18 protein-coding genes are annotated in these 20,823 nt (G+C 60.5%); 16 read left to right on the top strand and 2 right to left on the bottom strand.

Features of this window, described 5'->3' with window-relative positions:
- Positions 1 to 12: 12 nt before the first annotated feature.
- The gene (locus AC244Q_RS31050) at positions 13 to 1,170 is read right to left on the bottom strand and encodes a Gfo/Idh/MocA family protein (protein ID WP_113547740.1); all 1,158 of its coding nucleotides are present in this window, start codon (positions 1,168 to 1,170) and stop codon (positions 13 to 15) included.
- Positions 1,171 to 1,501: 331 nt separating this feature from the next.
- Here AC244Q_RS31050 and yghX point away from each other — a divergent pair, with 331 nt between their 5' ends.
- Entirely contained in the window at positions 1,502 to 2,389 is an 888-nt protein-coding gene (yghX, locus tag AC244Q_RS31045) for a YghX family hydrolase (protein ID WP_128405889.1), read from the top strand.
- A 65-nt stretch (positions 2,390 to 2,454) separates the two neighbouring features.
- On the opposite strand, the gene AC244Q_RS31040 is transcribed toward yghX, so the two are convergent.
- Positions 2,455 to 3,828, bottom strand: a complete 1,374-nt coding sequence (locus tag AC244Q_RS31040; protein ID WP_128405888.1) for an MmgE/PrpD family protein — start codon at positions 3,826 to 3,828, stop codon at positions 2,455 to 2,457.
- A gap of 39 nt (positions 3,829 to 3,867) precedes the next feature.
- On the opposite strand from AC244Q_RS31040, the gene AC244Q_RS31035 reads away from it, so the two are divergent.
- The 15 genes from AC244Q_RS31035 (at position 3,868) to AC244Q_RS30965 (ending at position 20,816) form a co-directional block, all read left to right on the top strand.
- A complete protein-coding gene (locus tag AC244Q_RS31035) occupies positions 3,868 to 4,842 on the top strand; it encodes a LysR family transcriptional regulator (protein ID WP_221971706.1) in 975 nt (324 codons plus the stop codon).
- 37 nt (positions 4,843 to 4,879) lie between these two features.
- Entirely contained in the window at positions 4,880 to 5,785 is a 906-nt protein-coding gene (locus tag AC244Q_RS31030) for a LysR family transcriptional regulator (RefSeq protein ID WP_003553160.1), read from the top strand.
- 178 nt (positions 5,786 to 5,963) lie between these two features.
- The gene (locus tag AC244Q_RS31025; protein WP_003553158.1) at positions 5,964 to 6,908 is read left to right on the top strand and encodes an ABC transporter permease; all 945 of its coding nucleotides are present in this window, start codon (positions 5,964 to 5,966) and stop codon (positions 6,906 to 6,908) included.
- Positions 6,905 to 7,723 (top strand): ABC transporter permease, encoded by an 819-nt coding sequence (locus tag AC244Q_RS31020; RefSeq protein WP_003553156.1) that lies wholly within the window; start codon positions 6,905 to 6,907, stop codon positions 7,721 to 7,723. The genes AC244Q_RS31025 and AC244Q_RS31020 overlap by 4 nt, the downstream gene beginning before the upstream one ends.
- Positions 7,720 to 9,348 (top strand): ABC transporter ATP-binding protein, encoded by a 1,629-nt coding sequence (locus AC244Q_RS31015; RefSeq protein ID WP_003553149.1) that lies wholly within the window; start codon positions 7,720 to 7,722, stop codon positions 9,346 to 9,348. Before AC244Q_RS31020 ends, AC244Q_RS31015 begins: the two co-directional genes overlap by 4 nt.
- 1 nt (position 9,349) lies before the next feature.
- On the top strand, positions 9,350 to 10,213 hold the full coding sequence (locus tag AC244Q_RS31010; RefSeq protein WP_003553147.1) for a serine hydrolase: 864 nt from the start codon (positions 9,350 to 9,352) through the stop codon (positions 10,211 to 10,213).
- 24 nt (positions 10,214 to 10,237) lie between these two features.
- Entirely contained in the window at positions 10,238 to 11,782 is a 1,545-nt protein-coding gene (locus AC244Q_RS31005) for an ABC transporter substrate-binding protein (RefSeq protein ID WP_128407242.1), read from the top strand.
- Between the two features lie 130 nt (positions 11,783 to 11,912).
- A complete protein-coding gene (locus tag AC244Q_RS31000) occupies positions 11,913 to 13,361 on the top strand; it encodes a M20 family metallopeptidase (RefSeq protein ID WP_003553144.1) in 1,449 nt (482 codons plus the stop codon).
- A 149-nt stretch (positions 13,362 to 13,510) separates the two neighbouring features.
- Entirely contained in the window at positions 13,511 to 14,644 is a 1,134-nt protein-coding gene (locus tag AC244Q_RS30995; RefSeq protein WP_003553142.1) for a transporter substrate-binding domain-containing protein, read from the top strand.
- Position 14,645: 1 nt separating this feature from the next.
- Entirely contained in the window at positions 14,646 to 15,269 is a 624-nt protein-coding gene (locus AC244Q_RS30990) for an ANTAR domain-containing response regulator (RefSeq protein WP_003553141.1), read from the top strand.
- Positions 15,270 to 15,457: 188 nt separating this feature from the next.
- Positions 15,458 to 16,303 carry a nitrilase family protein gene (locus AC244Q_RS30985; protein ID WP_003553139.1) on the top strand — a complete coding sequence of 282 codons (846 nt, stop codon included), beginning with the start codon at positions 15,458 to 15,460 and terminating at the stop codon, positions 16,301 to 16,303.
- 29 nt (positions 16,304 to 16,332) lie between these two features.
- Positions 16,333 to 17,481 carry a substrate-binding protein gene (locus AC244Q_RS30980; RefSeq protein ID WP_003553137.1) on the top strand — a complete coding sequence of 383 codons (1,149 nt, stop codon included), beginning with the start codon at positions 16,333 to 16,335 and terminating at the stop codon, positions 17,479 to 17,481.
- Positions 17,482 to 17,532: 51 nt separating this feature from the next.
- Positions 17,533 to 18,366 (top strand): branched-chain amino acid ABC transporter permease, encoded by an 834-nt coding sequence (locus AC244Q_RS30975; RefSeq protein WP_003553135.1) that lies wholly within the window; start codon positions 17,533 to 17,535, stop codon positions 18,364 to 18,366.
- A complete protein-coding gene (locus AC244Q_RS30970) occupies positions 18,353 to 20,116 on the top strand; it encodes a branched-chain amino acid ABC transporter ATP-binding protein/permease (protein WP_206641103.1) in 1,764 nt (587 codons plus the stop codon). Before AC244Q_RS30975 ends, AC244Q_RS30970 begins: the two co-directional genes overlap by 14 nt.
- Entirely contained in the window at positions 20,109 to 20,816 is a 708-nt protein-coding gene (locus AC244Q_RS30965; RefSeq protein ID WP_003553132.1) for an ABC transporter ATP-binding protein, read from the top strand. Before AC244Q_RS30970 ends, AC244Q_RS30965 begins: the two co-directional genes overlap by 8 nt.
- Positions 20,817 to 20,823 lie beyond the last annotated feature (7 nt).

The following is a 20,823-nucleotide window of genomic DNA, read 5'->3' as shown; positions in this document are numbered from 1 at the left end:
TTGCCGCCCTCCTCAAGCCGCTCTCGCGTGAAGGGCTTCGTCGAAGCGGTCCCAGACGGGTCTGAGATCGACGACCGCTTTCTTCATCCTCGCTTCGTCCATCGCCAAGGCGAGGATGCCGGCTTCGAGCGCATTCAGGGTGGAAACAGGAAGTTCGAGCCCGGTGCGCACGCTTTCAAGCAGGTCGCTCGCCATCTGCTCATCGGCGCCGTAGTGCTGAGAGAGCTCGGTGGCGGCATATTTGTTTTCGAGCACCTTGTTGCCGGTCAGCTGTTCGTGAACGTCGAGATAGCCGCGAACGAAATCGCCTTCGGCCATGCCGCGCGAACCCATGATGGCAAAACGGCGGAATTGGTCGGGCACATTGAGATTGGTGTGAAAGTTCATGCCGACGCCATTGGCATATTCGACGATCGCGACCTGATAGTCGATGATATCGGCATCGCTGTCGAACACCTTGTCCGATCCCATCCATCCGCTCGGCTTGCGGTGGAAGAGCTCGAGGTCGTTGATGCCCTCGCGCGCCGGGTCGTTTGCCGGAATGAAGCTCTTGCGGCCGCCGAAACTTGCGACGCGCTCCGGCCGTGCGCCGGCGACGCCATTATAAAGATCGAGGTCGTGGCAGCATTTCTCCAGCATGAAGCTGCCGGAATAGCGCTCATAGCGGCGCCAGTCGCGCATGAAGAAGGCGCCGTGATAAGGCTCGATATGTTCGGAAGCCTCGATCGACACGATCTGACCAAGCTTGCCCTCGGCCTGGATGGCGCGAAGATCCTTATAAAGAGGAGAATAGCGCAAGACGAGACCGACCATCAGTCGCTCATGTCCGAATTTTGCCATCAGATGGGCAAGTTCGATGCTTTCGGCGATCGTCGTGACGATCGGCTTTTCGCAGAAGACCTTGAGGCCGGCTTGAAGTCCGAGCCTGATATGGTCGAGATGCAGGTGGTTGGGGGAGCCGATCATCAGCAGATCGAGCTTTTCAGAGGCAAGGAGGTCCTCCGGCGAACCATAGGCCTTGCCGACCGAAATTCCCTTTTCCGTCAATCCCGGAAGTCCGGCGGGTTCCGGATCCACATAGCCGACAATGTCGAAGCTGCTATCGATTGCCTTGAAAACATAGCCGAGATAGCCGAGCCGGAATCCTAGCCCGATGATTCCCACTTTCATGCCGATCAAGTTCCCATTTAGTAATTTATTTTCTTTAAGTTGGGACAAAAATCGGGGGGCGTCAATAGAAAACGGGCATCGAAGCGCAAGCATGAAATTAATTTTCATAGATCGATAGCCGGCGGTCGATTGCTGGCTGTCACCGGCCGGACGCAGATTGCACAAGGGACGTGTGCGCATCACTTAACGCCGGGGCAGCGAATTCAGCGACTGTTGGCACAGCCAGCGATCGCCCCGGCAAGCTCACGCGGAACTCGCGAAATGTTGAAAAGAGCCGCGAGTTTACGTGTGTAGGATGGGCGCGACAACCCGGAGGCAAGGAGGAGCCATCATGACACGTATGACAGCCAAGGATTTCCCTCAGGAACTTCTCGAACTCTACGATTATTACGCGCACGGGAGAATTACCAAGCGCGAGTTTCTCGACCGGGCCGGCAAATTCGCTGTCGGCGGACTGACCGCAGCTGCCATTCTTTCATCGCTGAGCCCTGACTATGCGCTGGCGACCCAGGTCGAGTTCACCGATCCCGATATCTCAGCCGAATACATCACCTATCCCTCGCCAAAGGGAAATGGCGATGTCCGTGGCTATCTCGTCCGCCCTAAAAACGCGACCGGCAAAGTCGCGGCCGTGGTGGTCGTTCACGAGAATAGGGGCCTGAACCCCTATATCGAGGATGTGGCGCGTCGCGTGGCGAAGGCAGGTTTCATTGCACTTGCGCCGGATGGCCTCACCTCGGTCGGAGGCTATCCCGGCAACGACGAAAAGGGACGGGAACTGCAGCAGAAGGTCGACCCGGAGAAGCTGATGAACGACTTCTTCGCGGCGGTCGAATTTTTGATGCACAGCGATCTCACCACCGGCAAGGTCGGTATCACCGGCTTCTGCTATGGCGGCGGCGTTGCCAACGCTGCGGCGGTCGCCTATCCGGAGCTTGCCGCAGCCGTGCCCTTCTACGGCAGGCAGCCGCGCGCCGAAGACGTGCCGAAGATCAAGGTCCCGTTGCTTCTCCATTATGCCGGACTGGACAAGGGCATCAACGAGGGCTGGCCGGCCTACGAAGCTGCGCTGAAGTCATCGGGAAAAACATTCGAGGCCTACGTCTATCCTGACGTCAACCACGGCTTTCACAATGATTCCACGCCGCGCTACGATGAGGCGGCAGCCAAGCTCGCCTGGCAGCGAACGGTCGACTGGTTTACGAAATACCTCGCCTGAGAAACCGGACTTGAACGAGCCGCGGCGGGGAGCCATTCCCCGCCGCTTTTCCGTCCCGCGGCTTGTCAAGGCGACTGACGGTCTGTGATCAGGCTCCAGAAGGGATCGTCGCCGGACAGGTTTTCCAAATCGGCAAGCCGGCGAAGCCGCAGGAAAGCGGCGCCGGACACATTCCGATTTCCCCAGCGCAAGCAGTCCATGAATTTGACTTCGCGTTCATGGACGCTCATCGGCGCTTCGAGCGATCCCTTCGCATGCAAGCGGGACTTGTTCAAAATGCGCCCGTCGCGCATCGTCACCGTGACGACATGCGGGAGGCGCTCCACGCCTTTTTCCTCATCAGCCGAATAGGACTGCATGTCGACCCGCGGCATGAATTCCCGGATTTCCGCTCGCCCAATCTCCTGCCGTGTAAAGTCCGAAAGGCTAAGGGAGCCTCTGAGGAAAGCTGTCGCCAGGCAATATTGCATCGAGAAGCGTGCCTGCATCTCGTCGGTGGGCTCGGGATAGGCGAGGTTACGGGCAGCGGATATGCCGACTTTCGTCTCGATCCTGGCAATGTTGTCCGCCAAAAGCCCATGCTCCTGCTTCAGATCCAGAAGCGCGTCGATGGCGCGATGAGTGGAGGCGCAGCAGGGATGGCGCTTGGTCACCACGCCCCGGCTTTCGATGATGTGCTCCGCCTCGAATGTCAGGCCGTCCCAGCCCTTGGCGTCATCGCCGCCGAAAAGATCGAGGAAGCCTTGCGGCCGTTCGAGGATATCCGGCCGCCCGCTCATGCCCGCCAGCGCCATTCGCGCCGCGTCCACGGCATTGCGCGCGGCAATGCCGGCGTGAAGCGGTTTGGCGGTCGTGCCGAATTGCCCTTTCGGGCCGCAGGCAAAGCTCGTCGCCAGGCTCATCGCCGCGACTAAGCCGTTTTCGTCGGCGCCGAGAAGCCGTGCTACGCCAGCCGCGGCCCCGATGCCGCCGACCGTCGCCGTTGCGTGCCAGCCCCTGTTGTAGTGGGAGGGATTGACGCCAAAGCCAACCGCCGCTTGCGCTTCCAGCCCGGCCAGGTAGGCCTCGAGAAACCGTCTTCCGCTGGTGGCCTTGCCGCGCGTCAGAACGGCCAGCAGCGCCGGCACCAGAACCGCGGAAGCATGCGCCCTTGCCGGATGGAAATTGTCATCGAAATCGAGCGCATGCGCCGCCGTTGCGTTGATGAGTGCGGCCAAAGAGGGCGAGGCGGAGCCGCCGGTGACGAGCCGCGCTTGCCCGCCTCCGGCGATTTCCCCGTCGAAGGCACGGGTGAGTGCGGCAACGCTGTCATCGCCCCTGCCTGCAATCATGCAGCCGATGGTGTCCACCGCAGCATCTCTTGCCCGGTCCATCGCGAGGTTTGAGAACGTCGTTCGCGACAGGAGCTGTTCCGCGATCTTCCGGAGAATGGTGGCCATTGACGAAAGTCTTTCCGTGAGTTTGGTTCTCAGCGGAAAATGTTCAACTTTCCGCAGCTCCGCAATCTTATGCGGTTTGCGGGTAGGGCTATCGACGTTGGAGATAGAATGGCGCGACACACGAGTGCGGCGATCAGCCTGAAGCATATCGAGGCCTATGACGCGATCGCCGCGACGGGCTCGACGATCGCCGCTTCCGTCGAGCTTGGGATCTCGCAATCGAACGCCAGTCGCCTGTTGCAGCAACTGGAAGACTATCTCGGCGTCCGGCTTTTCGACCGGGAAAAGAACCGGCTTCAACCAACCCGCGAGGGCCTGCAGCTCGGCCCGGAAATCCGGGCCATTTCCGACCGGCTACGCGCCTTGAAAACGGCGGCGATGGAACTCGAGAGCGGTCGATCGCGCGAGATCATGCTGCGGCTAGCCTTTCCCTCCAGTCTTTCCTCGACGCGCATTCCGAAGCTGGTGAAGAACTTTCTCGCAGCGAATGGACCGATGCGCGTCGAAGTCGCATCCGGCAGCTATCTGGCAATTGAACGGATGGTGGCTGACGGCGAGGCCGATCTCGGCTTCGCGCGTCTGCCGCTGATGAGCCCGGGATTGAAACAGGAGAAGATCCTGTCGTCGCGGGTCATTTGCGCCCTGCACAACGATCATCCCAAGGCCGGCAGCCGCCAATTGTCGGTCGGCGACCTGAAGGGGCAGGATCTGATCATGCTGAACAGGGAGCGACCGGTTCGCCATGAGCTTGAGGCATTGTTCTACAAATCCGGCATCCGTCAACGCCCCCTGCTCGAGGCGCATTCGGTGGCGAGTGCCTGCGCGCTGGCCGCGCAGGGGCTCGGCATTGCACTGGTCGGCGAGATCATCGCCCGCGAATATGCGACGCTGCCGCTGCAGTTCATTCCGCTCGAACCGGAACTGCCGGTTGCTTACGCGCTGATCAGCGGAGAGAAATTTCCGATACCCAAGGCCGCCAGCCTCTTCCTTCAAAGCATTTCGGACTGGGTATGATGACGGCGCCTGAACCGTACCGGGGGGTCGCAAACGCATGAATATCAAGCAACTGGAAGTCCTGCGCACGCTTTTGGCGACAGGGTCGACGATTGCCACGGCAAAGACGATGGGCCTCAGTCAGTCCGGCGTCAGCCGCCTTCTCCAGCAGCTCGAGGCGGACCTTTCGATGTCGCTTTTCGTGCGCGACAAAGGCCGTCTCATCCCCACCCCCGAGGCCCTGCTTCTCGCCCGCGATGCCGAGAACATCTTGCTCGCAGTCGATCGGATGTCGGGCCACGCGGAGGACTTGAGAAGCGGCGCTGCCGGCCCGGAGATCGTCCGCGTCGGCTTGCCGAGCAGCATGTGGGAGCATTTCGCGCCGGCAATGCTGGCCGATTACTTCAGCGATTTCCCCGGTGTGCGGATCGAAACCTTCTTCGAGACGACGACCGCGATCAACAAGCTCGTCGAGCAGAGGGTGATCGATTTCGGCTTTCTGCGCATGGAGGGCGAGAGCGGACCGGGCATCGAGGTCGAGCGGGTCGCAACCGGCGAAAGCGTCTGCGTCGTTCCGAAGGATCATCCTCTAGCGAAACTGGAGGAAATCACAGTCAGAAATTTGCGCGACGTGCCCCTCATTCTGATCGGCCGCCAACGGCCGAACCGCATGGCGCTCGACCAGACCTTCCGGCGGGCCGGCATCAAGCAGATCGTCAAGATCGAGACGCATACCAACAGTTCCGCCTGTTCCTATGTCGCGCATGGCCTTGGGGTCACGATCATCAGCAGCTTTTATGCGAATCTCTATCGCCACCTGCCGGTGGTGCACCGTCCTTTCGTGCCACGCGCGACCCAGGAGTTCGGATTGGCGAGGGCGGTCGGAACGCCACTCTCGATTGCCGCCCATGCTCTCAGCGACGCCTTAAAGCGACAGATCAAGCTATCGCAAAAAGACATTTGAAATTAAATATTTAGCCTGCATTCCTATTCCAGCGCAGCCGCTTTGGTTGCGGTCGTATTCCGCATAGACTTATGACAGAATCGCATAATATTGCGGATATTTCCTCATTCGATCATAGTCTGCGGCAACGAAACCGATGGCGCCGGGCACTATCCGTTACCCATCGCGGGGAACAAAAATGCTGAAATTCGTTCTAAACCGCCTGTTGATGGCATTGCCGACGATCGTCCTCGTTTCGGTGACGGTCTTCACGCTGATCCGCTTCATACCCGGCGATCCGGCGGCATTGATGCTGGGTGATATGGCTGAGCCGGGTCAGATCGCGGCGATGCGCTCCGAACTCGGCCTCGACAAATCGCTGCCGGAACAGTTCCTGATCTGGACCGCCAATGTCGTCCAGGGTGATTTCGGCCGCTCGATCGTCAATGACGAGCCGGTTCTGCCGCTCGTTGCATCACGTTTTCTGGTCAGCGCCGAAGTCGTCGTCATCGCCGTCCTTCTGGCGAGCCTCATCGCCGTGCCGGCCGGTGTCATCGCCGCCTGGCGGCAGAACAGTCTGACGGACCTGGCGCTCGTCGGCACGGCCACGATCCTGCTGTCGATCCCGACATTCTGGCTCGGCCTCCTGCTCCTGCTTTTCTTCGGCCTGAAACTCAGCTGGCTACCGGTCCTCGGCTATGTCTCGATCGGCAGTAATCTCACCGGCGGCCTGCTTTACCTCGTGCTGCCGATCATGACCCTGGTCATTCACGAGATGGGTGTGTTGATCCGCATGGCACGCGCCTCGACGCTGGAAGTGCTGCGTCTCGACTATATCACCCACGCCCGGGCCAAGGGGCTTTCCGAGAGCGCCGTCCTCTGGCGGCACGCCTTCAAGAATGCCTTCGGCCCGACCTGGACAGTCATCGGTCTGATCCTCGGCAATCTGCTCGGCGGCATTGCCGTCATCGAAACTGTCTTCACCATACCGGGGCTCGGGCGACTGATGGTCGACAGTATTTTTGCCCGCGATTACCCCGTGATCCAGGGGTGTCTGCTGTTCGTCTCGCTTTCCTATGTGCTGGTCAATTTGGTCGTCGACCTGCTCTATCCCCTGTTCGATCCGCGGGTAGTCGCCGAATGAAAAACGTCACCTTCAACGGCTTCATCGGCAGCATTCTGATTGCCGCACTGCTCATCTCCGCTGCGATCGGCCTCTTCTGGACCCCCTATGATCCGATGAAGCTCGGCTTCACCGCACGGCTGGCGGCACCAAGCAGCGCCCACTGGCTCGGAACCGACGAATTCGGCCGCGACGTGCTCAGCCGCCTGATCGTCGGCGCCCGGGCGAGCGTCTGGATCGGCACCTTGACGGTCACATTCGCAACGGTCTGCGGCACTCTGATCGGTCTCGTCAGCGGCTACGCCCGCGGTTGGATCGATGCCGCCATCATGGCCGTCAACAATGCGCTTCTCGCCTTTCCGGGCATCCTTCTGGCGCTTGGATTGCTCGCCGTCTTCGGCGCCAACCAATATGGCATCATCTTCGCGCTGGGCATTGCCTATTCTCCCTCCATGGCCCGCGTTGTCCGGGGTGCCGTCCTGTCGCTGCGCGAGCGGGAATTCATCGAGGCCTCCAAGGTGATGGGTAATGGCGAGCTCTACACCATGTTCCGCCATATCCTCCCCAATTGCATCGCCCCGATCACCGTGCTGGCGACCTCGATGTTCGGTTGGGCGATCCTTTCGGAAAGCGCGCTCAGCTTTCTCGGTCTCGGCGTCCCGCCACCAGCGCCAACCTGGGGCAACATGCTGGCTGCCGGGCGACCATTCATCGAGCAGGCTGTCTGGCTGGGCCTGTTCCCGGGCCTGGCGATCGCCCTGACGCTTCTCGGCATCAATCTTCTGGGCGACGCTCTACGGGACAAGCTTGATCCGCGGATGAGGGGGCTGAAATGACCAATAGAACGCTTTTGAATGTCCGCAACCTGTCGCTTCAGGTCACTGGGACCGGTGTGCAGGTCGTCAAGGACGTCAGCTTCGACATCGCGCCGGGCGAAATCTTCGGCATCGTCGGAGAAAGCGGATCGGGCAAGACGCTGGCAACACGCGCCCTGATCTCGCTGCTGCCGGCACCCATCAGGGTGATCGGCGGCTCCATTGCCTACAAGGGACGCGACGTGCTTTCCATGAACGGCGCGCAATTGCGCCAGTTGCGTGGTGCGGAAATCGGTGTCGTCTTCCAGGAGCCGATGACCTCGCTCAACCCCTCGATGACCGTCGGCCGCCAACTCGAAGAAGGGTTGCAGCTGCATACGAAACTTTCGAAGGAGGAACGACGCAAACGGATCCTCGACATGCTGAACCGGGTCGGGATCCGCGACCCCGCCGGGGCGCTCACGTCCTATCCGCATGAATTCTCAGGCGGCATGCGCCAGCGCATCATGCTGGCATCGGTGATGCTGCTGAAACCGGCGCTCTTGATCGCCGACGAGCCGACGACCGCGCTCGATGCCGTGATCCAGCGCGATGTCATGGAATTGATGGTGGAACTGACGCAGGCGGAAGGCACCGCCGTGCTGCTGATCAGTCACGATCTGCCGATGGTTGCCCGCTACACGAACCGCATCGTCGTGATGGAAAAGGGCGTGATCGTCGAAGAAGGACGCACCGCCGATCTGCTCGACGCACCGCAGCGTGCCTATACGAAGAAACTGCTTTCCTCCCTGCCGTTTCGCGGAGAGACGCGGACGATCGACAAGACTAGGGCGCCGATGGTCTCTGCGCGCGATATCGTCGTCGACTATCCGGGCCGGCGGTCGCTGATGAAGAAGGCAACGCCGAAACGGGCGCTGCATGGCGTCAGCATCGATATCCACGAGGGCGAAGTCGTGGCGCTGGTCGGCGGTTCGGGTTCCGGCAAGACCACGCTCGGCCGCACCATTGCCGGACTGGTCCGCGAGAGCGAAGGCGATATCCGGTTCAAGGGACGCAGCCGCGACGCCGACTGGATGGACTATCGGCTGAATTGCCAGATGGTGTTTCAAGATCCTTATTCCTCGCTCGATCCGCGCATGACCATCCTCGCGCTCGTGGAAGAAGCGCTGCGGCTCGTTCCCGATCTCGACGCCATGACTAAGCGCAAGCGCGCCCTGGAGACGCTGGAGGAAGTCGGTCTTGGGTCCGACTATGCCGGGCGCTACCCGCATGAGCTTTCGGGCGGCCAGCGGCAGCGCGTGGCGATTGCCCGCGCCATTGCGCGCCGGCCGAAATTCCTGATCGCCGACGAACCGGTATCGGCGCTCGACGTGACGGTCAGGGCGCAGGTGCTCGAACTCCTGTCCGATCTGCAAAAACGCTACGGCTTTTCCTGCCTGTTCATCAGCCATGATCTCGGCGTGGTCGAACAGGTGGCCGATCGCGTCGTCGTCATGCAGGACGGCCGGATCATCGAGGAGGGCGACCGCGATACGGTTTTCGACCGCCCGAAGGAGGCCTATACGCAAAGGCTTCTCTCGGCCATCCCCGCTCTGGACCACAATGCTCAGGGCGGCGTGATCCTCAAATGGCGCCTGGAGAACTGACATGACGACGATGATTGAATCCGCAAAGCTCGGCGAGCGATTGAACGCGATCTGCGATGCCCAACCTTTCGTCACGCGTTTCATGGTGCGTGCGCTTGGCACAGGTGAAACGATCGGCAGAGGCGCGGACGAGGAAACCCCTTCCGCCAGCACCCGAAAGACCTCGATCATGATGGCAGCCTTGAAGGCCGCCCATGAAGGCCGCCTGGACCTGGACGAACGGATCACCTACGAAAAGCGTTTCGCCGAGGAAGTGGCGAGCGGGATGTTCCGCTATCTGACGCCCGGTATCGTCATATCGCTGCGCGATGCCATCACCGGCATGATGGTGCTGAGCGACAATGTCTGCACCAAGATGGTCTTCGAAAGGCTGACGCTCGATGAGGTCGACAGCTATTGCAAGTCGATCGGCATGACGGGCACCAACCATCGCTTCCTCATCCCTCCCTTGGCGCTGTCGCCCGATCACTCATTGAAAGCCGTCACCACGACGACGGCGCGGGATCAGGTCTATCTGCTGCAGACCATCCTGGATGCGCAGGATTCGCGGGAAGCCGCGGACCGGCTCGGCTGCTCGCAGGCGCTCAGCGCTTACGCGCTTCAGACCCTGAAGAACCAGATCCTGCGTTATGCCATTCCCTCCAGGCTGCCCTTCGGTGTGCTCGTCGCCCACAAGGGCGGCACGGGAAAGCGCGGCCGCATGAATGCCGGTATCGTCTATCGCGACGGTTCCCCCTTCTACATCATCGCCGCCTATACCGACGACGTGCCGCAGGAGATGCCGGACGGCACCCCCGGCTACACCGTCGCGCTTGAAACCATCGGCAGGCTTTCACGCGCCTGCTGGGATGAATTCCAATCCTGACGATCATAAAAAGAGGGTAGAACGATGCACAAGCTTCTTCTTGCAGGCACCATGTTGATGGCGATGACCGGCGTGATCCACGCCCGCGACATCGTCGTGGCTCAAAGTTCCGATCTGCGCAGCAACAATCCGGGCGTCAATCGCGACGGCAATACCGATGGCGTCATCCTGCATATCGTCGAAGGGCTCGTCGGCTATGCCAACAACGGCGAGGTCAAGCCGCTGCTGGCAAAGAGCTTCGAAGTCTCGGCCGATGGGCTGACCTACAGCTTCAAACTGCGTGACGACGTCAAATTCCACAACGGCAAGACATTGACCGCCGATGACGTCGTTTGGAACTGGAACCGCTATCTCAAGCCCGAAACGAAATGGACCTGCCTTCCTGACTTCGACGGCAGCGGCAGCGTGCATGTTACGGGGGTCAAGGCAGTCGATGCGTCGACCGTCACCATCGCGCTGGAAAAGCCATCCGCGGTTTTCCTTGGCCTGATGTCGCGCCCCGAATGCGGTTACACCGGGATCATTTCCCCGGAATCGGTCGGCGCAGACGGAAATTTCGTCAAGCCGATCGGCACTGGTCCCTTCAAATGGGATGAATGGAAAAAGGGCGAGTATATCCATCTCGCCAAGTTCGACGATTATGTCTCGCCAGAGAATGACGGCAAGCCCGACGGCATGGTCGGCTCCAAACGCCCTCTCGTCGATGGCATCAAGTTCATGGTGATTCCCGATGCTTCGACCGTAAAGGCCGGCCTTCAGTCCGGGGTGCTCGATACCGCGGAGATTTCGCCGGATCTCATTCCCGAATTCAAGACGAGCGACACGATGCAATTGATCGTGGCGCGCAACAACGGCAAAAACCTCTTCTACATCCAGACGCGCGACAAGGTTCTGAGCAATCCCGGCGTGCGCCGCGCCATGGCAATGGCGCTCGATCTCGACCAACTCGTCGAGGCCGCCTCCAATGGCACCGGCGCAGCCAACGGTTCGATGGTTTCGCAAGACTCGCTCTATTTCGACGATGTCCAGAAGGAGCGTCTGCCCTACGACGTCGAGGCCGCGAAGAAAGAACTTGCGACGGCCGGCTATAAGGGCGAGCCGATTACCATCATCGCCAACAAGCGCAGCAACGTGCCAAGCTTCCCGGCCGCGGTGATGGCGCAGGCCATGATGCAGCAGGCAGGTCTCAATGTGCAGATCGAGGTGCTCGACTATGCAACGCAGGTCGATCGCCGCCGGTCCGGCAACTACCAGATCATCTCGCAATCGGTCGCGCCGCGGCTCGATCCGGCGCTGATGTACGGCTTCTATGTCGGCAACAAGGATAAGAATGCGTCGTTGATGTGGGATGATCCAAAGGCCGTCGAGTTGATGAAGGCCGCCTATGCGGAACCCGACCAGACGAAGCGTCAAGCGATCTTCGACGAGTTTCACACGCTGATGCTCAAGGAAATGCCGGGCATCTTCCTCTATGACATGGTCGATGTCTGGGGCGCGACCAAGAAGCTGAAGGGCCAGCCCGTCTGGCAATCGAATGCCCGTCTTTGGGAAGTTTCGCTCGACAACTGATCCTGAACTCCGCGCCCGATGGTCGGGCGCCACCATCCCACTCAACAGTCAACAGGAGATCCGGCAGGCAGTCCTGCCGGGTCCGGTGCAACACATCCCTGTGGCGGCAGGGCAGACAGCGAGGAATACCATGAATCTTGACGCGATCAGCTCCATTGCCGCGACGATCGAAAAGATCAAGCCGGACTATACTGCCCTCAGCGACAGCATCTGGGACTTCGCAGAGTTGAAGTTCGAGGAGCGGCGCTCGTCGCAATTGCTGGCAAGGACACTCGAGGAAAACGGCTTTGCCGTGCGCCGCGGCGTCGCAGGCATGGAAACGGCCTTCATCGGCGAATCCGGCAGCGGCAAGCCGGTGATTGCTTTCCTCGGAGAATTCGATGCCCTGGCCGGAATGAGCCAGACCGCCGACCTAGCCGAGCCTCTTCCCGAGGCGGCGGGAGCAACCGGTCACGGCTGCGGGCACAATCTGCTTGGCGTCGGATCGCTGATGGCGGCGGTTGCGCTTGCCCGCCACCTCAAGGAGAACAACCTGCCCGGGACGGTGCGCTATTATGGCTGCCCGGGAGAGGAGGGCGGTTCCGGCAAGACCTTCATGGTTCGCGCCGGCGCGTTCGATGACGTCGATGCCGCACTGACCTGGCATCCGGCTCCGTTCAACGGTGTTCGCTCGACGAACAATCTTGCCGTTCTCGAATATTACTATCGCTTCAGGGGTGTCGCAGCACATGCGGCCAACAGCGCCCATCTCGGCCGCTCGGCGCTCGATGCGGTCGAACTGATGAATGTCGGCGTCAATTTCCTGCGTGAACACATGCCGCAGGATTGTCGCGTTCACTACGCGATCACCGACACCGGCGGCAGGGCCGCCAATGTGGTGCAGGCCAGCGCCGAGGTTCTCTATCTGATCAGGGCGCCTGACATGCCGCAGGCGCTTGAGCTTGCCGGGCGGGTCGAGAAGGTTGCACGAGGTGCGGCGATGATGACCGAAACAGAGGTCGAGATCGTGTTCGACACCGCCTCGACGAACCTTCTTCCCAACATCACACTTGAAACGGCGATGCACGAGAACATGGTCGCCCTCGGGCCGATAGCCTTTGACGAGGCCGACATCGCCTTCGCGAGCAAAATCCAGGATACCTTCACACCCGAAGCGATCAGGAGCAGCATCCGCCTCTATCAGATCAAGGGCGATGTGTTCTCCAACGCCAAGGTCGATGGCTCGGCGCCCCTGCACACCGGCCTGCGCGATTTCGAGGGACAATCGCATTTCCGGGCCGGATCGACCGATGTCGGCGATGTCAGCTGGGTGACGCCGACCGCGCAATGCTGGGCACCAGCCTGGGCGATCGGCACCAATCCCCATACCTGGCAGGTCGTCGCGCAGGGAAAAAGCCCGGCCGCGCACAAAGCCATGGCGCATGCGGCCAAGACGCTTGCGACAACGGGGCTCGCATTGATGTCGTCATCCGACCTTCTGGCAGCCGCGACGGCCGAGTGGCGGGAAAAGACCAGCGGCAAAGCCTATGTGTGCCCGATACCCGACGATGTGATGCCTGCATCGGTTCATAGCCGGTAACCTGTCTCCATCGTTGGGTGATACGCGGGTGACCTGCATTGTACCCGCTTGCAGCACTGCATGAAAAAGCACTAAGGGTATGGAAGTCGAAAGCGCGGAACTCAGGCATTCACCGCTTTCGAACCTCCAACATCTCGGAAAAGGCAAAGATGACAAGCTCCGAATGGCGGGTGGGAGTGCTGTTTTCCAGAAGCGGAATTAGCGAAATTACGGAAACCGAGCACTTTCTTGGCACCGCACTTGCGATCGAGGAAGTCAATGCGGCGGGCGGCGTGCTTGGCAAGCCCATCGTTCCGATCGCCTATGATCCGGGCGGGGATCAAACCGCCTATCGCAATCTGGCGCGGCGACTTCTGGCCGATGACGACGTCAACATCATTTTCGGTGCGTCGATGTCAGCCAGCCGAAAGGCGGTGCTGCCGATCGTCGAGCGGCACAACGGACTGCTGTTTTATCCGTCGATGTATGAAGGTTTCGAATATTCGGAGAATGTGGTCTATACCGGCGCCACCCTCAATCAGAATACTTTCGCGCTCGCGGAATACCTTCTCCGCCACCATGGACGCCGGATCCTCTTCGTCGGTGCAGATTATATTTATCCGCGCGAATCCAATCGGGTCATGCGCGATGTGGTGGAGGCAAAGGGCGGTGAAGTCGTCAGCGAACGATATCTTCCTCTTCATGCCGACGAACAAACCTTGCGTTCGGTTATTTCCGATATCGTTCGTCTCAAGCCCGATGCCATTTTCTCGACGATCATCGGCCGGCCGGCGCAGCGTTTTTACCGCATGTATGCCGAGACCGGGATCGATCGCAGGCGGGTCCCGATTGCCAGTCTGACCATGGCCGAGAGCGAGATTCGCGAGATCGGAGCCGACGCTTGCACCGGCCATATTCTGTCTGCGACCTATTTCCAGACGGTCGAAAACGAGGCGAATGAGCGCTTCGTAGGGGCATTCAAAGCCCGCTTCGGCCAGGATTTCACCACGAGCGTATGGTCGCAGCCGGCCTATGCGCAGGTTCACCTTTTCGCCCGAGCGCTTGCTCGGGCCGGCTCGCTTGAAACCCATCGCATTTCCGAGGAAATTCTCCTGGAAGACTTTCTTGCTCCGGAAGGCCGGATCAATTTCGACGCCGATACCCGCCACCTCTGGCTGCATCCCCGCATTGGCGTGGCGCGCGCCGATGGACTTTTCGACATTGCCTGGCAGGCGCCTGGCCCGATCCGGCCGGATCCCTACCTGACGGCTTCGCGGTTCGAAGACGTTTGGCTGGAGGCCTGAGATGGCGGGACCGAGCAGGATCGTTCAGGATCTGCGGCGCGCACGCGTTCTGGTCGTCCATCCTCGCGACGAGGACGGCGACGTTCTGATCGCCCACCTCAAGCGCCTTGGCTGTGAGGTTCGGGCCACCTGGCCGCTTCCGCCAGCCTTGCCTCCTGACGTAGACACCGTCTTTCTGCACGTCGAGGATGTGCATGTCGAGCACGCGCTGCAGATTATCGACCTCCAGCAGACGGCGATCATCGCCATCGTAACCTATGAGAGCCCGACCGCCCTCCAAGCGATCATCGATCTCAACGCTCACGGCGTGATCAGTAAACCGCTGCGGCCACTCGGCATTCTGACGCAATTTGCGCTTGCACGTTATCGGCATAGCTACGAAAAACGGCTCGCCGGCAAAGTGCAAAAACTCGAGGAAACCTTGAAAAGTCGCCGGCTGGTCGAAAAGGCCGTTTCGGCGCTGCGGGTCATGAACGGTCTCGACGAGGAGGCGGCCTATAAGCTGTTGCGCGATCAGGCGACGTCAAAGCGCGTTCCGATGGCGACGATTGCCGAATCCATCATCGCCGCGCAAGACACCATGAAAAGCCTCGGACTTTCCATAAGCGCAAAAACTCAACCTTAAGTCGCCGAACCTATGCGCCCTGAAGATGCCTGCTAAAGCCGCTTGACGGTCACATTCTTTCGTGCAAGCCTAAAGACAACGAGCAGGTTTGCTCGGCGGCAGGGCTGCCGCATTCACATCATGGCTATGTAGCCTCTGGTTCACGGATTGAATTCCGTGCCAGAGGTTTTTTGCGTTTGGAGACAAGATTGACCGTCAAGACCTCAGCCGCACGGACGGTAACCGTCGCAACCGTCCAATTCGAACCGATCGTCGGTGATCGCGCCGGTAATCTTGCGGCTATCGAGCGGCTGGTGAGGTCGGCAAAGACCAGGGGCGCGGAGATCGTCGTTCTGCCGGAACTCGCCGATAGCGGCTATAACTTCCGTGACGGCGATGAGGTTGCCACATTGGCCGGCCCGGTACCCGGCGGCCCGAGTGCCGAGACGCTCTGCCGTCTTGCCGAGGAGCTTGGCCTTTACATCGTCAGCGGCGTTGCCGAGCAGGATGGCGACCGGTTTTACAACAGCGCTCTTCTCTGCGGTCCCGAGGGATATATCGGCAAATACCGCAAGCTTCATCTGTGGAACAACGAAAACCGTTTTTTCAGAAAAGGCGATCTCGGGCTGCCGGTATTCGACCTGCCATTCGGCCGTATCGGCATCGCTATCTGCTACGACGGCTGGTTTCCGGAAACGTTTCGTCAGTTGGCGCTGGCCGGCGCCGAGCTGGTCTGCGTCCCCACCAACTGGGTCCCGATGGCCGGTGCGGAAAGCGTTCCCGAGCCGATGGCCAATATCCTCCACAAGGCGGCTGCCCACACCAATGGTCTCTACATTGCCTGCGCCGACAGGATCGGCATCGAGCGCGGCCAGTCCTTCATCGGCCGAAGCCTTATCGTCGGCCCGCAAGGCTGGCCCGTATCTGGTCCGGCCAGCGCCGATCGCGAGGAAATCCTCCTTGCGCATATCGCTCTGTCGAGCGTGACGGAAACCCGCACGCTCAACAGTTTCAATCATCTGCTCGGCGACCGCCGAGCCGATGTCTACGGGTAACATCGACCCACTCAAGAAAGGGGAACAAAATGCAAATGAAAACCATAATCCTGACGCTGGCATCTGCGGCATTCGCCACCGCAGCTTTCGCCGAGGACCCGATCAAGATCGGCGTGCCGGTCGGGCTGTCTGGCGCAAACAGCGTGGTCGCGCCATCCGTCGTCCAAGCTGCGGAGCTTGCCGTCGAAGAGATCAATGTCAAAGGCGGCGTGCTCGGGCGGCCATTGGAGCTTGAGATCGCCGACGACGCATCAGGGGCGGCCGGCGCGCAAAAGGCCTTCGATTCCCTGGTTTTCCAAAAGGAGGTGAACGTGATCATCTCCATGGAGACGAGTGCTGCGCGCAATGCCGGACTGCCGATTATTTCCAAGGGTGACGTGCCATACATCTACACGTCGTTCTACGAAGGCAAATCCTGCAACGCCAATCTTTTCGTCGATGCCTGGGTTCCAGAACAGCAGGTGCCGCCTGTCGTTGACAATTTCATCAGCAAACAGGGCGCAAAGAAATTCTTCCTGATCGGTTCGGATTATGCCTTCGGACGCGGCATGCTGACCTTCGCCAAGGGCTATATCGAAAAAGCCGGGGCTCAGGTCGTCGGCGAGGAATATCTGCCGATGGACGGCAGCGACTGGACGGCCATCATCTCCAAGGTCCGCTCCTCGGGCGCCGACGCCATCATCACCTCGACAGCCGGCGGCGCACCGAACGTGACCTTGACCAAGCAGTTGCGCTCGTCTGGCGTCACCCTGCCTTACGGCAATCTCGCCGTTGACGAAGGCACCGCCAAGAGCATGGGCGCGGATGCCAAGGACATCTTCCTCTCGGCATCCTACGTCACCGGCATCGATAGCCCGGAAAACAAGGCTTTTCTCTCGGCCATGGATAAGAAGTTCGGCAAGGAACTGCGCACGCCGAACGATCTTTCCGTGCCACAATATGAAGCGATCTACCTTTACAAGGCAGCCGTCGAAAAGGCCGGCAGCACGGATACGGCGGACGTGCTCAAAGCCCTCCCGGACGCATCCTTCACCGGTCCGCGCGGCAAGATCTCCATGAACAAACAGCACCACGCGCCGCTGACGATGTATCTTGGCCAGGTAAAGGACGATGGCAGCGTTGCAGTCGTCGATAGCTTCAAGGACGTCGATCCCGGCGATCAGTGCCCGAATCTCTGAAACCAGCGTGGCGGGGCAGGGTGCCCCGCCTCCAGCATCGGAGTTCTAGAAATGACGCTCTTTCTCGATATTGTCAGCACTGCGGCCATTCTCTTCATCGTTGCCGCCGGGCTGCTTGCGATCTTCGGCGTGCTGAAGATCATCAATTTCGCCCATGGCGCATGGCTGACCATCGGGGCCTACTGCGCTGTCGTCGTAAGCCGGATCGGCCTCAATCCGTGGCTTGCCATTCCCTTCGCGTTTCTGGTCGGAGCGATCCTCGGCGGTGTTGCCGAACGGTTCATCGTGCGGCCTCTCTATCGTCGGCCGCTCGATGCCATTCTTGCAACCTGGGGCCTTGGCATCGTCATCGGCCAGTTGATCACGCTCTGGTTTGGCCGTGATGTCCAGTTCACGCCGGCGCTGCTGCCCGGCACTTTCGATCTCTTTGGCGCCGGCTACTCGGCCTACCGTCTTTTCGCCATTGTCGCGGCTGTCGGTCTGGGGCTCGGCTTCACCTTGCTGCTCGATGGGACAAGGCTTGGTCTTTCCGCCCGGGCGGTCATCATGAATGAAACGCTGGCGCGCGGACTTGGTATCGATACCGAAAAGGTGCGGCTGGCGACCTTCATGATCGGCACCGGCCTTGCCGCCCTTGCCGGCGTGCTGCTCGCGCCGCTGACCAGCGTCGATCCCAATATGGGTGTCGCCTGGCTGACGGGCGCCTTCATGCTGGTGATGGTCGCAGGCTCTTCCTTCGGCGCGCTTGCCGCCGCCTGCCTCATCTTCGGGGCCGCTCAGGTGCTTGTCAGCATCTATTTCAGTCCAATCCTCGGCGGCATCACCGTCGCCGTCCTCTGCGCAATCACACTGCGCATCCGTCCGAAGGGATTTGCCCGTGCGTGACAGACAAAGACTCCGGCTTTTCCTTCTTCTGGCGCTGGCGCTCACAGCTCTGCTGTTGATCGTCTTCGGACCGATGTTTCTCGGCCGCTTCAGCCTCAACGTACTGACGCGTTCGATGATCTACGCCATGCTGGCGGTCACCGTCGACTTGCTCTGGGGCTACACGGGTGTCCTCACTTTCGGGCAGGCGGCGTTCTTTGGCGTGGGCGCCTATGCCACCGCCATGGTTCTTACCCATATCGGCGCAAGCCCGGCGCTTTTCGTCGTCGCGCTTGTCGCCGCCGTGCTCGTTCCACTCGTGCTTGGCCTCGCCGTTGGCTGGCTGTCGTTCTATCACGGCTCGACACCGCTCTATGCCACCGTGATCTCGCTCGTGGTGCCGATCGTCGTCACACAGCTCGTCTTTTCGGGCGGCACGTGGACTGGTTCCTCGAGTGGCCTCGTCGGTTACGAAACCCTCCCGCTCGGGCTTCCTGGCTATTTCCGCCTGTCAGGCGCGTGCCTGCTGGTCTTGGCCGTTCTTGCCATCGTCTTCGTCCGGTCGGACGCCGGCCGCCTGCTCGTCGCAATCCGCGACAATGAAGCCCGCGTTGCCTATCTGGGCATGAACCCCGCCCGGCTGAAGATCGTCCTGACGGGCGTTCTGGCTGGCGTATGCGGCCTGGCGGGCTTCCTTTTTGCCAACGCTTCCGGTGTCGTCGCTCCTGAAAACACCGGTTTCGTTTTTGGAACCGAACTCGTCGTCTGGACGGCGCTTGGCGGCCGGGGAACGATTATCGGACCGCTGTTTGGCGCAATCGGCATCGATTATCTGAGCGCCAGTCTTTCGGGCGATCTGCCCTTCCTGTGGCAACTGATCATCGGTGCGCTCTTCGTCGCCATGATCATCCTTTTGCCGGGCGGCCTCGCTTCCCTGGTGACGCGGTTCCTGCAGTCGGCGAACTCCAGCAGCACTCTAAAGTCCTTGCCGACCCGCATCGTCGCCAAGGATGGTGCGTTGGCGGGCAAAAGCCTTCTGTCGATCCGCGGTCTCGGCAAGTCCTATGGCAGCTTCTCCGTCCTCAAGGGCATCGACCTTGAAATCGGCGCTGGAGAACTCGTCAGCCTGGTCGGCCCCAACGGCGCCGGCAAGACCACGCTGATGCGTTGTCTGTCGGACGGTACCCAGCAGATCGAAGGTCAGGTAGACATCATCGGTACAAATATCGCCGGTCGTGCACCCGAACGGATCGTCGCCCTCGGCGTCGGCCGAAAATTTCAGGTTGCCAGCATCTTCGACAGCATGACCATCGGTGAATGCCTCAAGATGGCGCGTTTCAGCCGCGAGAGACCCAACGCGATGCGGTCGCTTGGCGAGATCATGCTGCCGGCAGCGGCAGCCGAGATCCTGACGCTCACCGGCATGGCTGATATGCTGGACAAGCCGGTCTTGCTGCTGTCGCATGGTCAAAGACAGGCTCTCGAACTGGCGATGGTCGTCGCTCTGGAACCACGCATCATTCTTCTCGACGAGCCGACTGCGGGTCTTACCAAGACTGAGCGCATGACCATCGGAACCATCCTCAAGAAACTGACGGACGAAATGGGTTTCGCCGCCATCCTGGTCGAACACGATCTGGATTTCGTGCGCAACATATCGAGCCGCATCGTGGTTCTCCACCAGGGCAAGCTCGTTCTCGACGGCACGGTGAATGACGTGGTCAATTCCGAAACGGTTCGCACCATCTACGCAGGAGGCGCCCATGGCTGATACGTTCAAACTCAAGCTCGGCGAGGTCTCGAGCGGATATGGCGCGGTCGATGTCGTCAATGGCGTGTCGCTCGCCATCCGGCCGGGGGAGATCTTCGCGCTCATGGGCAAGAACGGCATGGGCAAGACGACGCTGCTGAAGACGATCCTCGGCTTCCTGCGTGCCGGCAAGGGCACGATCGAGGTGGACGGTGCTAGTATCACCGACAGGAAGCCCGCGGAGCTGATCGCTTCCGGCATCGGCTACGCCCCTCAGGAATTGCCGTTGTTCCAGGATCTCTCCATCCGCGACAATCTCCGCCTGGCGCTCAAGGGCGATCTGGATCTGCCATCCGCCCTGGAGCGGGTCTATGGCTATTTCCCGTTCCTGAAGGACCGGCTGGCGCAGAAGGCCGGCACCCTGTCGGGCGGGGAGCAGAAAATGCTGATCCTCGCACGGGCACTGATGCTGCGTCCAAAACTGCTGCTGATCGACGAAATCTCCGAAGGCCTGCAACCCTCCGTCGTTCAGAACATCGCCAAAGCATTAAGGGACGATCGCGAGAAACGTGGCACGACCATTCTGCTCGTCGAACAGAACCTGGATTTTGCCCTTTCGGTGGCCGACCGCTGGGCCATTCTCAAACTTGGGGCGATCGAAGACGAAAGCCCCAATGGTCCAGACAGCCGCGACCACGTCCTGCAACACCTTAAGATCTAGGGAGCCG

This window comes from Rhizobium sp. CB2179 (genome assembly GCF_057653455.1).
This window is presented reverse-complemented; position numbering and strand designations above follow the sequence as displayed.

What these genes read in the sequence shown, in the direction of transcription:
- AC244Q_RS31040 (WP_128405888.1), bottom strand. Translation starts at nt 3,828, where the DNA reads ATGGCCACCATTCTCCGGAAGATCGCGGAACAGCTCCTGTCGCGAACG.
- AC244Q_RS31030 (WP_003553160.1), top strand. Translation starts at nt 4,880, where the DNA reads ATGAATATCAAGCAACTGGAAGTCCTGCGCACGCTTTTGGCGACAGGG.
- AC244Q_RS30995 (WP_003553142.1), top strand. Translation starts at nt 13,511, where the DNA reads ATGACAAGCTCCGAATGGCGGGTGGGAGTGCTGTTTTCCAGAAGCGGA.
- yghX (WP_128405889.1), top strand. Translation starts at nt 1,502, where the DNA reads ATGACACGTATGACAGCCAAGGATTTCCCTCAGGAACTTCTCGAACTC.
- AC244Q_RS31025 (WP_003553158.1), top strand. Translation starts at nt 5,964, where the DNA reads ATGCTGAAATTCGTTCTAAACCGCCTGTTGATGGCATTGCCGACGATC.
- AC244Q_RS30980 (WP_003553137.1), top strand. Translation starts at nt 16,333, where the DNA reads ATGCAAATGAAAACCATAATCCTGACGCTGGCATCTGCGGCATTCGCC.
- AC244Q_RS31050 (WP_113547740.1), bottom strand. Translation starts at nt 1,170, where the DNA reads ATGAAAGTGGGAATCATCGGGCTAGGATTCCGGCTCGGCTATCTCGGC.
- AC244Q_RS30975 (WP_003553135.1), top strand. Translation starts at nt 17,533, where the DNA reads ATGACGCTCTTTCTCGATATTGTCAGCACTGCGGCCATTCTCTTCATC.
- AC244Q_RS30965 (WP_003553132.1), top strand. Translation starts at nt 20,109, where the DNA reads ATGGCTGATACGTTCAAACTCAAGCTCGGCGAGGTCTCGAGCGGATAT.
- AC244Q_RS30990 (WP_003553141.1), top strand. Translation starts at nt 14,646, where the DNA reads ATGGCGGGACCGAGCAGGATCGTTCAGGATCTGCGGCGCGCACGCGTT.
- AC244Q_RS31005 (WP_128407242.1), top strand. Translation starts at nt 10,238, where the DNA reads ATGCACAAGCTTCTTCTTGCAGGCACCATGTTGATGGCGATGACCGGC.
- AC244Q_RS31020 (WP_003553156.1), top strand. Translation starts at nt 6,905, where the DNA reads ATGAAAAACGTCACCTTCAACGGCTTCATCGGCAGCATTCTGATTGCC.
- AC244Q_RS31000 (WP_003553144.1), top strand. Translation starts at nt 11,913, where the DNA reads ATGAATCTTGACGCGATCAGCTCCATTGCCGCGACGATCGAAAAGATC.
- AC244Q_RS31035 (WP_221971706.1), top strand. Translation starts at nt 3,868, where the DNA reads ATGTTCAACTTTCCGCAGCTCCGCAATCTTATGCGGTTTGCGGGTAGG.
- AC244Q_RS31015 (WP_003553149.1), top strand. Translation starts at nt 7,720, where the DNA reads ATGACCAATAGAACGCTTTTGAATGTCCGCAACCTGTCGCTTCAGGTC.
- AC244Q_RS31010 (WP_003553147.1), top strand. Translation starts at nt 9,350, where the DNA reads ATGACGACGATGATTGAATCCGCAAAGCTCGGCGAGCGATTGAACGCG.